Origin of the sequence: Hafnia alvei, assembly GCF_900095695.1 — a bacterium.
Taxonomy (GTDB): Bacteria; Pseudomonadota; Gammaproteobacteria; order Enterobacterales; family Enterobacteriaceae; genus Hafnia; species Hafnia alvei_B.
Map to the genome: position 1 here is coordinate 84,906 of NZ_FMIQ01000003.1, position 13,086 is coordinate 97,991.

General features: G+C 47.3%; 12 protein-coding genes. 9 read left to right on the forward strand and 3 right to left on the reverse strand.

What is annotated here, in order from left to right; translation table 11 throughout:
- Positions 1-8: 8 nt before the first annotated feature.
- From BN1044_RS00520 to BN1044_RS00530, 3 genes are all read right to left on the reverse strand, one after another.
- Positions 9-2,270 carry a hypothetical protein gene (locus BN1044_RS00520; protein ID WP_072307095.1) on the reverse strand — a complete coding sequence of 754 codons (2,262 nt, stop codon included), beginning with the start codon at positions 2,268-2,270 and terminating at the stop codon, positions 9-11.
- A 116-nt stretch (positions 2,271-2,386) separates the two neighbouring features.
- A complete protein-coding gene (locus tag BN1044_RS00525) occupies positions 2,387-3,022 on the reverse strand; it encodes a two component system response regulator (RefSeq protein ID WP_072307096.1) in 636 nt (211 codons plus the stop codon).
- A 43-nt stretch (positions 3,023-3,065) separates the two neighbouring features.
- Positions 3,066-5,813 (reverse strand): two component system sensor kinase, encoded by a 2,748-nt coding sequence (locus tag BN1044_RS00530; RefSeq protein ID WP_081329501.1) that lies wholly within the window; start codon positions 5,811-5,813, stop codon positions 3,066-3,068.
- A 262-nt stretch (positions 5,814-6,075) separates the two neighbouring features.
- Here BN1044_RS00530 and BN1044_RS00535 point away from each other — a divergent pair, with 262 nt between their 5' ends.
- The 9 genes from BN1044_RS00535 (at position 6,076) to BN1044_RS00575 (ending at position 13,079) form a co-directional block, all read left to right on the forward strand.
- Positions 6,076-6,456, forward strand: coding sequence for a pathogenicity island protein (locus BN1044_RS00535; protein WP_072307098.1), 381 nt, complete (start codon positions 6,076-6,078; stop codon positions 6,454-6,456).
- Between the two features lies 1 nt (position 6,457).
- Positions 6,458-7,945 carry an EscC/YscC/HrcC family type III secretion system outer membrane ring protein gene (locus tag BN1044_RS00540; RefSeq protein ID WP_072307099.1) on the forward strand — a complete coding sequence of 496 codons (1,488 nt, stop codon included), beginning with the start codon at positions 6,458-6,460 and terminating at the stop codon, positions 7,943-7,945.
- Complete coding sequence (gene sctD / locus BN1044_RS00545; protein ID WP_072307100.1) at positions 7,938-9,128, forward strand: type III secretion system inner membrane ring subunit SctD; 1,191 nt, start codon at positions 7,938-7,940, stop codon at positions 9,126-9,128. Before BN1044_RS00540 ends, sctD begins: the two co-directional genes overlap by 8 nt.
- 21 nt (positions 9,129-9,149) lie before the next feature.
- Complete coding sequence (locus tag BN1044_RS00550; protein ID WP_211095740.1) at positions 9,150-9,377, forward strand: EscE/YscE/SsaE family type III secretion system needle protein co-chaperone; 228 nt, start codon at positions 9,150-9,152, stop codon at positions 9,375-9,377.
- 91 nt (positions 9,378-9,468) lie between these two features.
- Complete coding sequence (locus BN1044_RS00555; protein ID WP_072307102.1) at positions 9,469-9,756, forward strand: hypothetical protein; 288 nt, start codon at positions 9,469-9,471, stop codon at positions 9,754-9,756.
- 80 nt (positions 9,757-9,836) lie between these two features.
- Positions 9,837-10,379 (forward strand): type III secretion system translocon protein SseB, encoded by a 543-nt coding sequence (locus tag BN1044_RS00560; protein ID WP_139130861.1) that lies wholly within the window; start codon positions 9,837-9,839, stop codon positions 10,377-10,379.
- A complete protein-coding gene (gene sscA / locus BN1044_RS00565; RefSeq protein WP_247650353.1) occupies positions 10,376-10,891 on the forward strand; it encodes a CesD/SycD/LcrH family type III secretion system chaperone SscA in 516 nt (171 codons plus the stop codon). The genes BN1044_RS00560 and sscA overlap by 4 nt, the downstream gene beginning before the upstream one ends.
- Positions 10,869-12,332 (forward strand): type III secretion system translocon subunit SseC family protein, encoded by a 1,464-nt coding sequence (gene sctE, locus BN1044_RS00570; RefSeq protein WP_081329502.1) that lies wholly within the window; start codon positions 10,869-10,871, stop codon positions 12,330-12,332. Before sscA ends, sctE begins: the two co-directional genes overlap by 23 nt.
- Before the next feature lie 9 nt (positions 12,333-12,341).
- A complete protein-coding gene (locus tag BN1044_RS00575) occupies positions 12,342-13,079 on the forward strand; it encodes a type III secretion system translocon protein SseD (RefSeq protein ID WP_168780305.1) in 738 nt (245 codons plus the stop codon).
- Positions 13,080-13,086 lie beyond the last annotated feature (7 nt).

Sequence of the window (13,086 nt, forward strand, 5' to 3'; positions counted from 1 at the left end):
AGATAGGGTTATTTCAGGAGTTTTTGCATAAAAGACGTCGATTTAAACTTATTCTCATGCTTAATTTTGGTTATTTTTTCCTCTAGTTGAGCATTGTTAGGGAGCTTGTTTGAACGCACCAGATCTCTCAATAAGATATAGTCTTTTTCCCTATCAGCCATATAACGGGCCTTTTCTTGGCCTGTCGGACTCCCTTTGATAAATTGCTCTAGTAAAGTCAGGGCTGCATTAACATCTTCGCTAAATTGTTTCGCCAGCTCTAATTTACGGGGGCTGGCAGGTAATTTTTTTAGGTCGATGATTACGAGGCGTAATTGGGATAATACCGTGCGCCAATTTTCGCCAGACAGCGCTGCTGACGAGGTTTTCTGTTCTAGCAGTGTCCGAACTCGGGTATATACCGCATCCCGCTGCTGCAGCTTGAGTAGTTCCTCTTTAGTAGAGGCAATATTGGTCAGCAGAGGTTTTTTTTCTGCTTCGGCTAGTTGTAGTGCGTTCGCTCGAACCTCAATTCTAGCGAGACGACTTTCGAATGTAGGTGAATAAACGGCTAGATTTTTATTAACACTGGCAATGCTGTATTTAACACCGATTAAGTCTGCACTGATTTCATCGAATTGAATGTTTTTTATTATCAATGCCGTGATCCGTTGTTCAATATCACTTCGCCGTTTGCATGGCATTACGCTATCTTTTTCAAAGTTAATATCCCTTAAGTCTTTATTCGTTGCCCGTGTGTTTTGGATTTCATAATTATTTAGTTTGTTTTCAATTATCTTCATTTTTTCATGTTGGACAATTAAATTGTCAATTTTATTGCTTAACGAAACTTTGTTTTCCTGAGGTAGGTTTTGTTGGTTAATTTCATTTTTAAATAATGCTAACTGTGATGTTATGGCTGGTATAGCTTGACCGGACGTATTGTTGGAGATGGCTGGTTTTTGTTGTGTATCAGAATCTGGGCTGGTCATTGGCAGCGTTTTTACTTGGGTTATCAAGTTATCCATCTTTTTGGTCAACGCTTGGAGCTGCCGTTTATTTATATTTTCTTGGTCTTCTGTGTCAGTTTTATGCTCAATGATTTTCTGGCCGTGGGTCATTAATGTTTTTGTGAGTGGGCCAGACCCTGTGCCAATAAGTATGCTTGTTAAGGCCGGAAAATATTCCTGGGTGAATTCTGTTGGACTGCTCGTTTGGGATTTTAAATCAGCGATTTGGCTAACTACTTTCAATTGCTCTGGCAGTTGGCTAAGACGATCACGGTCTGCTTCTGTAAACAGGTCCAACGCTCGCGGATCAATCATTGTTATCGTGGTTATATCCTCATTGATTTCTGCCTTTAACAGTGGCTGATTTTGATCTAACTTGAGAGTCCATTTCTGCACCAACGAATCAACAAATTCGGCATTGATTTCTTTATATAACGCTTGCTGTGTCATCAGACGATTGTTTAACTCGTTAATGGTGTCATCAATCAAGACGTTATACGATGTGGTTGCCGTATTTTCATCCATTTTTAGCGTTTGTAGCGTTGATATCAATCGTTGGTTACGCTCTATTTGTTCTGCTTCATCAGTAAAATTCGTTTCGGTAACGACGCATTTATGAAGGTTTTTGTCTAAAAATGAACGGCATTTATCAATTTCTTTGACAATGTTAAAGCCGTGACTGTTGGCCGCTTTGGCGATGGGATCAAAATAGACGTCATTTTCTTCGATGCCAAGAATATTGGGATTAAATTGGTATACTCCAGATAAGGCTCCCTTTCTATCATCCATTTTTGGAAGCATGTAATTCGTTAAAATGCTGTATAGCATGTCATTATTGAGATTCGTATGAGTACACGATATATCGGCTAGCTGGCATCCATCGATGGTGATGTTTAAGCGTATTTCACCCGATTGATGATTGTATTGCATGCCGTCTGCATCATTGGGACACTGAATATCAAAGGTCATCGTTTGAGCTTTATCTTTTTGCATTAGATGAATAAGTTTATCTAATGCAAACCAGATGGGCTCAAATAGTTTTGTATTCTCGCCGGAGACTGTGGCGTTTTCTGTACTATAGATCTTGTTGTAAATGTTGCGCAGAGAGGCTTCTTTATCTTCTAAGCTAACGCCCGGTAGATGATTGAGTAATTTAATAAAGAAATTTATGAAAGCATCCCAGCCATCCAGCTTGGTCGCATTGTTTACATTTCCGGTTAGCATGGCATGTAATTGTGTTTCGTTAATGCTTGGCCCGTTGCCAATAATGCTCATACTCATGGTGTTCTCCAGCTTCGCGTTAATGAAAATTGCATGTTATAAAAATGTGTTGCAGGCAACTATCGGGTAAAAAAAGGATATATTTCCCTTTAACGTTAAGCTGAAGACAACGATATTTAATCAGTCAGGCCAAGGCGGCGTGAGCAATTAAGCAGTTCTGTCACTTTATGCACATTTAATTTCCGCATAATATTTAACCGGTGTGTTTCAACGGTTTTTACACTAATGCACAGGCGCTCGCTGATTAGCCGGTTAGTGTAGCCATCGGCGATAAGTCGTAGAATTTGCCGTTCACGTGGTGTGAGAATTTCACCGTTATCATGGTTAACGCTCAGCGCAATGTTAATCGCTTCACGATTGAGTGCCGGATCGATATAGCGCTTATTTGCGGCGACGGTTTGTAGTGCAGCTAACAGCACCTGACGACTGCTGTTTTTCAGCACATACCCCATTGCACCCGCGGCAAGGGTGCGTATGGCTATAAACTCCTCCATATGGGCGGTATATGCCAAAATAGCCATCTGTGGCCAGCGACAGTGGAGCTGTGGGATTAAATCAATGCCATTGATGCCAGGCAGCCCTAAGTCGAGCACCACGATATCAGGCTGATGGATCCGACAGGCGTTGTATACCTCTAGGCCGTCATCAATATGCGCGGTAATCGAGAAGCGTGGATAAGGTGAAAGCAGGCTAATAATGCCGTTAATAATCAGTTCATGGTCGTCGACAAGCAGGATTTTATGATCGTGCATTTTTGTTACCTCTTGATAAAAAGTAGCGTTGACTGAAGCTGATTTAAGCGTTCAGAGCCAAATCCAAGGCATGGCGTAGCTCTGCAATTTCTTCTACGGATAACGGCAATCCATGCTGTACACGGTTTTCCATATCAATAACGATACAAACCAAAGGATTTAATCCCGCCTGACCTAAGCATCCTTTCAAGGTATGCAGCAACGTGGACATTTTCTCTGGGCAATTCAAATGACGTTCAAGTTCACACAGCAATGCCTGAAGAGATCGCTGTATTTTTTGCCGTATGCCTGCGTCATTGAGCGACAGCAGTGGGTCGTTGGTTGCGTCTTGTTCTTGCAACGGAATATCACGCCGCAGCTGGTATTCCGCCGCAATACCGATCTTATCTGCTAGCTGTGCCCGCGTGACGGGTTTGGTGAGGTAATGCTGCATGCCTGCCTGTTTGCAGCGTGCAATTTCTTCCGGGGCCGTATTCGCTGATAGCGCCATGATCATGCAGTTGGGATCGAGGTTATTGACATCTTGTCGCCACCGCTGAGCACATTCCATCCCGTCTATCATCGGCATACGGATATCCATGAGCACCAGATCAAAGCTCTGCTGTTGCCCCTGAATTAACGCCTCATTTGCGTTTGCCGCAATGCTGACATCTTGGCCTAGCGAGGTCAGCATCATGCCAATAATGTCTCGGTTGATTGCCGCATCATCCACTAACAGAATGCGCAGTCGCCAAGGTTGAACCGGTAAAGGCTCGGCCTCACCGTCTAATTCTCCTGACAAAACCTGAATAACGGTATCCCGCAGCTTTCCCGGCAAGAAATTCAGTTCATCGGCGCTAAACATGTTCTCTTGCTTTGTCATCTCGCAGCGTAAACCCCAGGCCGAAAGCTGCCGGTGTAAAGCCAGCGGAGCAGCAATTTCACCAACCAAAGGCACAGGCATACGATAAGAGCCCAGCGGCAGCAGAAACGAGATGCATGTCCCCAAGCCAGAGGAGCTGCGTAGCTCAAGCCATCCGCCCATCATTTTGGCCAGATTAGAGGCAATCGTCAGCCCAAGGCCGGTGCCTTGAATATGTCCCTGACTCTGAAAAAATGGCTCAAAGACGGTTTTTTGATCGGCAGGAGAAATGCCTTGCCCGCTATCGCTGACGGCAAAAATGAGACGATCGTCGCAGCGCTTAACGGTGAGACAAATGCCGCCGTTTTCGGTAAATTTCAGCGCATTTCCCAGCAGGTTCACCAAAATTTGTCGCAGACGCGTGCCGTCGACCTCAACATGCAGCGGCACTTTGTGACCAACGAATGTTTTTAGGGTTAACCCCTTGGTATGGCTCGGTCCTTCAATGGTATGCATCGCCTGATCTAGCAAAGGAAGCAGCGCAGTTTCCTCAACGTGCAGGGAAAGTTGCCCAGATTCAATACGTGAAAAGTCCAATAGGTTATTGATAATTCCGAGTAAAGAATGAGTACATTGGCTGGCCGTATTGACGAGTTGGGACTGCTTATCGCTCATGGGCGTCATTTGTAACAGCTCTAAGGCCCCTAGTGCGCCGCTGAGCGGTGTGCGCAATTCATGACTGATCGTGGTGAGATGGCTACTTTTACGTTTATTCGCCTGTTCGGCCTGTTGTTTGGCTACGGTCAGCTCCCGCGTGCGTTCGGCGACGGTATTTTCGAGATTGTCGTATTGAGCATGCAGGGTATCGAGCAGCAAATTATAGGCATGTGCAATGCTACCTAACTCGTCATGTCGGTTTTCAGGTAATCGCGCAGCAAGTGAATTTGGCCCCGTTTTCCCGATGATATCGACAAAATCCCACAGTGGCCTTGCCAAATAACGATGAAGTAGCCAGAACAGCATTCCTGCTAACAGCAACAGGGTGGTGAGGGCGAATGGTAACTGGCTTGCCACAATGGCCAATGCACGCTGCATTACGCCGCTAGTCGGATACAAAATAACCTGTTGCCAACCGGGGCCTTTTAGTTGGCTACGAAGTACCAGATACCCCGGTAGATGCTGCCAGCCATCGTGCAACGGCGTATTAAGCAATAAAGCCTGAATTTGCTTAGATTCACTTTCTGGCAGGTGAGAAAAGGGCAGGATCAGATTGTGTTGATCCAGCCATAGGCTGATGTCGTTGCTAGATACCGGATGCCCATACGACAAAAGGTCGTTAAGTTTTACCGTTAAACCGACGAGGATACCCTGCGGGTTTGCCGCGGCAATCGGAACGCTCCAGCCCGCTCCTGCAATATATTCTGGCTTACCCCAAAACAGATTGTCGTGAGTTGCGCGACGAGGTAATTGTGTCAATTCAGTTTGTCGGCGGGCTAAATAATTAGGCGAATGCTCACGCGGTGGCAACAAAGAGATGCCATAGCGTCGATCGAGAACAAAACTATCAAGATAGTAAGTTTGACCGGCGGTACCATAGACTTGAATGAAGCTCAGATCGTTCTCCAGTCTGTTTTGCGGCGTACAGGTGCTGGCATCAATAGGGAAAAAGCGACTTTCATTTTTGATCGCTGCAGGTGTGTCGACAGAAACGTAATGGTATCGGCCATAGCTGTACGCCAATGTCTGAGCATCGTGTTCTGCGCCCTCGAATCGGTGATTACTCAATCCAACCCTTAGATTGGAAATATGAGATAAATTTTCAATTAACCGCTGACGGCTTTGGTTTAATGAAAAATAGGTGGCAGAGAGCATACTAATTAGCCATATGATAAGCAGGCTAATGGATATAAGTAGCGTTATTTTACCCACCAAAGAATGTTTTCTTTTCATTATTGTTATCCTTAGGCAATAGCCTTAAAAGAAATGCCTTAGGTTTTTCTACGTACGAATGAATTTCGCAACGTAACTCTTTTTATTTAGCGCACAAAACTATCTCAATATAAAAAGGGTAATAAATACTGAGGAAGTCGCCGTGTTAATTTGTAAGTGAATATGATAGCAATGTTGATATAAATGGGAATCAGGTCTTTTACTGATGTACACCTAAGGGTTTTACACTGAGTATGGCTTTGCTATTTAGGAGGTCATATCAATGCTGAGTAAATTAAAAAAAATCCCTTTACTCGATAATGTCCGTATTTCTACTGGCGATGGGTGCCTATTAATGGAAATAGAAGAACGAGCTGCGCGTGGATATTTGTGTACGCTCTCTCTGGTTCTGGCTATTTTTCTTGACACTCTTGAAAATTTTCCTCTAGAAACTGTGAGATATATCACTAACGTGCTGGCTGGATGTCAGGGAACTCATGATTATGCGTTGCAGTTAACCCAAGATGGCGGGTGGCTTTGTTGTTATTACGGCAAAAATATGGCTGCTGAAATAATGGCGGTAGAACTTGAAAAACATCTGGCTTTAACCCGGTACTTAGCCAGTGTCATCGCTTGCCAAGTAAAGACTGAACGGGGTAAATAGCATGAAAATAAACTGTGCGACTTTTTTTTCTATGCTGATTTTCTGTGCCCTAGCTCAGGGGCAAACACTGGCATGGAAAGGTGAGAGTTTTTCATTGCGGGCAAGAAAAATACCGCTATCGACAGTATTGCAAAATCTAGCTGAAAACTATGATACTCAGGTTGTTATAGACCCTTCAATTACCGATATATTCAATGGTGTGATTCTTTGCTCTCCACCAATCGATATTTTAAATAAAATATCCGCGCAATATAACTTAGCCACGTATCTTGATGGCAATACGCTATTTATTTATCCCTCCTCGCTAATTACGCACCGCATCGTCACGTTAAATACGTTACCTGCCAGTACGTTTGTTCGTTATTTGCGCGATCGTGATGTGCCCGCGCAAAACAGTTGTGAAGTCCATCGCGTTCCCAGAATGAATGCGCTTGATATCAGCGGCGTGCCTGCCTGTTTATCCCGCATTACACAGTTGGCTTCGATGCTGGATGGTGAAATGACAAAGCGTCAGGATGACGCCGTGAGCTTAATTGTTTATCCACTGAAATATGCCACTGCGATGGATGATCGTTACCAGTATCGCGATCAAACGGTTGTCGTGCCGGGTATTGTCAGCGTGCTGCGTGATATGAGCCAAAGCAGTGCGCCGTCTACGACATCCTCTTCGCCAGCAACTCAGGGGCTGCCGATGTTTTCTGCCGATCCGCGTCAGAATGCGGTAATCGTGCGCGATCGTTCAGTCAATATAGCCGGTTACCGCAAGCTTATTAGCGAGCTCGATCAGCGCCCACAGATGATTGAAATATCGGTAACCATTATTGATGTTGACGCGGGTGATATCAGCGAGCTCGGTATTGATTGGAGCGCGGCGATATCACTGGGTGGTGGCGCGCTCTCTTTTAATGGCCCTGATAGCAATACCGGCGGCGGTTTTTCAACGGTGATTAGCAACACGCCAAGCTTTATGGCGCGTTTGGTCGCGTTGGAGAAAAGCTCTCATGCCTATATTTTGTCGCAGCCATCGGTGGTGACGCTCAATAACATTCAGGCGGTTCTGGATAAAAACGTCACGTTTTATACCAAGTTGGAGGGGGAGAAAGTGGCTAAATTGGAGTCGATTACCACGGGCTCGTTACTCCGGGTGACGCCGCGCCTGCTGAGCGAGCATGGCAAGCAAAACATTATGCTTAATCTCAATATTCAAGATGGGCAACAAAATGCACCACTGAGCCAAAGTGAGCCATTACCGCAGGTTCAAAACTCGGAGATTGCGTCGCAGGCCACATTGCAAGCGGGGCAAAGTTTACTGCTTGGCGGCTTTAAACAGGACAAACAAATGCAGGTGCAAAATAAGATCCCATTGCTGGGAGATATTCCGGTTATTGGGCGTCTGTTTCGCAGTGATAGCAACCAAACTAACAGCGTTATCCGACTGTTCCTGATTAAGGCGACGGTGGCTAACGACGATAATAATAGTCATGGGTAACGAGCGAAAAGTCCGTTTGATTGGCGGCATCCTCCATGGTCGAGAAATATGGCTGGAGGATGGGAAACTCTCCATCGGTGAACATGGCTGCGATCTTTGCATCCCTCTCAACGGGGAAGGCCAGGTGGTGTTGTCTATCAACGATGGACAGATGTTCGTAGATGCGGGACGCGCGACCGTTAGGGTCAATGGCCGAAGGCATAAAACCAACTTACCGTTGCCCGATGAGGGACTATTACAAACGATGGGGTTGGCGATGGCATTTGGTCGCCATGAAGCCAATTTGTCGCACTATCGGCTACCAACCGGTTTACCTGCGGTTTACTGGGGAATGATGCTGATGCTAACGCTTTTCGTGCTGGTCGGCGTATTCGTCACTTGGAGCGACCATAGCGCTAAGCCACCTCCAAGCCTCTCCACACAAGTCGATGCGCTGCTACGGCAAAAAGGGCTAACACAAACCGTGGCTCGTTGGGATCAGGACGGAACGCTGCAACTGTCAGGCTACTGCCAAAACAGCGCCGTGTTGCAAACCGCGCGCTTGAAACTGGAATCGTGGGGAGTGCTTTACCGAGACAGCGTGGTTTGCACCGATCAGCTTATCCGGGATGTTAGTGATATTTTGACGCAGGCGGGATATGTCAATGCGCATGTGACTAGCGTTGTTCCGGGTGAAGTGCACATCACCGCCGATATTACGATGGGCAAACGCTGGGCTATTGTTCAACCACAGCTCGCTGAGTTACCGGGGCTAACGCATTGGAAAATTGACAATCCTTACGAGGCGCAGGACAAGGCTATCATCGACAGGGTGCTGCAAGATGGATTAGCGGGCAGCGTTAGCGTTACCCCGGTGGGGCAAGCGTTTGTTATCAGCGGGGTGCTGGACACTGAGCAACAGCAAATTTTAAATCAGCTCTTAACCCAAGTGCGTCAGCAGTTTCCCGATATTGCATTGAGCTATCAAAATGTCTCGGCGTCCAACGAAGGAAACCAGCGCTTCCCTTCACCGATTGCTGCAATTATCCATGGTCGACAGGGGATCTACCTGATACTGGAAAATAATGAACGGTTGAGATTGGGAAGCCAGCTTCCTGACGGCAGCGAAGTGGTTGCCCTAAACGATCGGGCGGTCACGCTCAAATACCAAGGGGCGCTGATTAACACCCCATTCAATTTTTGAGGGGTAAATGCCATAGCTACGCTGACAGAGTTAGAAGATCGCCTACGTGATTCTGATGAGCAGACCCGAGAACGTTTAACCGCGCTGGCGGCGGTGAAATCACGCCTGCTGGAAGCAATGCAAAACCCAATGCCGCAAGAGCAATATCAGCAGTTCACCTTATTGTTGGAAGCGGTCATTCAGGCCGAAGATATTATCAACGTGATTTACTTTCGTTATCACAATGACCGAATAAAATTCACTGAATAATTAAGTGTCATTACTCATGAATAAATATTAAAAGAAAATCATAAAGGTCATGCGTATTAGAATTTAATTTTTAATGCAATAAGGAATCGCTATGAAAATAAATATTGAAGCGGAAAAAAAACGGATCGAAAGGGAGTGTTTACGACTGGATAAGTTTTTTTCGGATTTTACTTTTATAAAAAGTGCAATGGCTGAATTAGTTGCCAATGCCGAGACCGATCCGCAGGCAAGGGAAAAACTAAGACAGTTGGAAGCCCTGTTCCCCGAGGGCATTCAGGGTATGGAACAGAATGCTAGACGGGATATGAAAACGTTGAGTGTCGCGCTTAAAAAAGTGCAATCACAGCTAAGTTACGCCATTTCAAACTCGGATAAGTAGCTGAGGAAAACATTATGGGTGAAATTACAACTAGGCCTAGAGATATATTTGAATCTCCTTATGTCAGTAACAATAACACCATGCAGAAAAAACAGGGTGTCGATGACTATGGCATCTCGGGAAATAATAGCGATCAAGATAACCCTTTCGCGTTTGGTTATTCTGTTCTCAATGACCTTTCATTGGTATTACAACAAATCGCTAATTCGCTCTATGGAAATATAAAGAAGAGTACTGAACGTGCGCGTAATACACAGGATATGTCTAACCGAATGGATGAGGTTATTGCCGAGGCGGCGAAGGGGGATGACAAAACCCGCAAGCCAGTACCGGACGAAGTCGTCAAGTATATGCGTGACAACGGCATCCTCGTTGATGGTGTGACGATTGATGATTACATCAAAACACATGGTGGTGCGGAGGGGCTGGATAAGGGCTCTCTACAGGCCGTCAAAGCGGCACTGGATAACAGCGCAAACCGTGACACCGATCTGATGACGCAGGGGCAGTTAAGCATTCAGAAAATGACGCAAGAGATCAATGCCGTGATCACTCAAATGACAGGGTTGCTCAGCAAGTGGGGGGATTTACTTAGCATGATTGCGCAGAAGATGTTCGGATGACGTTGCCTATGGAAAGCCAAGAAACGCAGGCAATGCTGCAATTTTTTCAGCGTGGCGGCGCATTGCGCATGTTGCTGGGCACAGATGCCAGCCCCGAACTGGACGTGTTGTTTCGCTATGCCAAGCAACTTGCTGACGTCGGTGAATATGGCGCGGCAGCGCGGCTATTCAAAGTACTGACGATTTACGACGGATGGTCGTTTGATTACTGGTTTGAACTAGGTATGTGCTGTCAGGCCGAGCAGGCTTGGGTTGATGCAATTTATGCCTACGAACGAGCGGCTCAAATACGGGTTTCGGCGGCGGCAGTTCCTTGCGCTGCCGGTGAATGTTATCTCGCCTGCGGTAACCGCCCGCTGGCGGCCAAAGCCTTTCGAGCAGCGTTGTTGGTGTGCGGAACAGAGCGTGAGGGAGAACAGCGTGATGGCATGGAGCAGGCGGACATTCGCCAACGTGCGCGGGCGGGCTTAGCGAAAGCAGGAGATGAGCATGAGTGGTTCGACACAGATTGACGGTGTTCCCGATGTCAAAACAGAGCTTAGTGGCACTCTGCCTAAAATCGCAGTGCAAACCGCGAGCACTTCCAGCGGTGCATTAGGCCACCGTCTTAGCGCCAAATACGGTTTTGATGAGGAACATGATGGCTTGAAAGGGGAGCAATACGTTAGCCAGCAGCAGGCTGAAAATGCCCTACAGCGGCTAATCGGTGCCGGGACTGCGGGTGCTCGTAACCCCACGATCCGCGATGTGCTGGAGATGGACCCGATGGTGTTGTCGATGATGATGACGCAGCTCGTGCTAAGCAACTCCGGTAATACGGCCAGTTCTATTTGCAAGCAGCTAGAGCGTGCAACCGAGCTTCAGGCCGAGCTCCGAAACAAGCAGGTGGCGGAATATCAGGAACAGATCAACAAGGCGGTTGAGCAGGCCGATCAGGCACGCAAAGCGGGGATCATGAGCGCGGTGTTTGATTGGATCATCGGTGGCGTTGAGGCAGTTATCGGCGTGCTGAAAATAGTGGAGGGCTTTGTCACCGCCGATCCTCTGGCGATGGCAGATGGTGCGGCTTATTTTTCCGCCGGTATTGCTGGAATGGTAAAAGCGGGTGCAGAAACGGCGATGGCGCTCGGGGCAGATAAAGAGACCTGCGGTGAAATCATCAAAGTGGCAGGTATCGTACAAAATACCTGTGAGGGGGTGGCATTAGCGTTGGACGTTATGCAGATTGGCCGCGGCATTGGGGCGGCTCGAGCGGTAACCAAGTCCGTTGGAGAGGTGCTTGAAAAGGAAATGGGTACGCAGCTGATAGAGGCGGTTGCCAAAGGTGCTGAAGATGAACTGAAGGTGCTCGCAGAGAAGGTCGGGCAGGAAGTGGGACGAATGCTGAGTCAAGACTTTGGCATGGCAGTTGAGCGCGAGATGGTTGAGATCGGCGATATGGCCATTGAGGCCGTGGCGCATAGCGCAGAGTCCGAATTGAATATGGTTGCGCGTATGGGCAAAAGCTTTACGCGCGCTGGAGTCGAAACGCTGGTGAAAACTGCCGTTGAAACAGCGGGTAAAGAGCTACTCCACAAAGGCGAAGAGATCGTGGCTGAAAAGCTCCGCGACGCGATTTTACAGAAGCTCCGTCGAAGCATTGTTTCCACCATAATCCGCGACAGTAGCAGTAAAGCGTTGCTGGCAACGCGCGCCTGCGTGGGTGGGGCGAATAAAATCTCTATGTCAGTCGTGGCGAATAGAACGGCGGAGCTGCAAAGAACCATTGAAAAGCTGATTGTCCAACAAGGCTTTATTGATTTCATGCAGAGCTGGACCGAAGAGCGTAAGAAAACACAGCAAAAACGATTAAACGAAGCCTATCAAGATGGCGCGAATGCGATGAGAAGCGCCTCAGACTCGATTGATAACTGTGGCACCGTGCTGGCAAATATTGCCGGAGCGCGGGCCTGAGGAGGTGGTATGGCGAATATCGGAATAACCCCCGTATTGGGGCAAAACCCGCTTAACAGCGCGCAACAGAACATAGGAAATTCGAACGATCAATTACGGATAGCCGATCGGATACAGATCCAAAACCAATGGCCCGTCAGCGATTCACCCATTAACGATGCACAACGTAGCTCGGCTGCCGGGGTGAATAAACCGACTCACATTGATGGCAGTGACGCGGTTCGCGCAGGCGGAAGTAAGGCACCGATGGATTTAAACGCTTTTTTTGCGCTGTTTGATGAAATCTGGAGCAAGTTGCTGATGCTGGCCAAACAATTGCGCGACACCATGCAATTTTATAATCAGAAGAAGCAGGAATTGGGTTGGGGGCTGGAAATTAACACGTTAAAGCAAAGTATGACTGCGATTGATGACAGCTATGAGGCGGCTAAATCAGGTGCTGTTGGCGGCATTTTTTCTGGCTTATTAATGGTTGCGGGCGCGCCTTTCGGCGAGGTCGGTATGGCGGTAGGAAATGCGACGGGGCAAATAGCGGGAGGAATTGGTAACTGGGTTGCAGGTAGTAAAACCCGTGACGCAGATGGAGAGAAAGCCATTGCCGATCTGCAGAATAAAGGGGCGCAGTCTTATGCGAAAACCTTGGATGATACGCTGATAAAAGCCCGTGAGATTATGCAGCAAATGATGGATATGGGGCGCAGTTTGGTTGAAGTATTCAGCCAAGTATTGCGCTCAATCTCACGCTAGGGTTCAG

Coding starts and splice junctions, on each gene's coding strand:
- BN1044_RS00520 (WP_072307095.1), bottom strand. CDS start 2,270: ATGAGTATGAGCATTATTGGCAACGGGCCAAGCATTAACGAAACACAA.
- BN1044_RS00525 (WP_072307096.1), bottom strand. CDS start 3,022: ATGCACGATCATAAAATCCTGCTTGTCGACGACCATGAACTGATTATT.
- BN1044_RS00530 (WP_081329501.1), bottom strand. CDS start 5,813: ATGAAAAGAAAACATTCTTTGGTGGGTAAAATAACGCTACTTATATCC.
- BN1044_RS00535 (WP_072307098.1), top strand. CDS start 6,076: ATGCTGAGTAAATTAAAAAAAATCCCTTTACTCGATAATGTCCGTATT.
- BN1044_RS00540 (WP_072307099.1), top strand. CDS start 6,458: ATGAAAATAAACTGTGCGACTTTTTTTTCTATGCTGATTTTCTGTGCC.
- sctD (WP_072307100.1), top strand. CDS start 7,938: ATGGGTAACGAGCGAAAAGTCCGTTTGATTGGCGGCATCCTCCATGGT.
- BN1044_RS00555 (WP_072307102.1), top strand. CDS start 9,469: ATGAAAATAAATATTGAAGCGGAAAAAAAACGGATCGAAAGGGAGTGT.
- BN1044_RS00560 (WP_139130861.1), top strand. CDS start 9,837: ATGCAGAAAAAACAGGGTGTCGATGACTATGGCATCTCGGGAAATAAT.
- sscA (WP_247650353.1), top strand. CDS start 10,376: ATGACGTTGCCTATGGAAAGCCAAGAAACGCAGGCAATGCTGCAATTT.
- sctE (WP_081329502.1), top strand. CDS start 10,869: ATGAGTGGTTCGACACAGATTGACGGTGTTCCCGATGTCAAAACAGAG.
- BN1044_RS00575 (WP_168780305.1), top strand. CDS start 12,342: ATGGCGAATATCGGAATAACCCCCGTATTGGGGCAAAACCCGCTTAAC.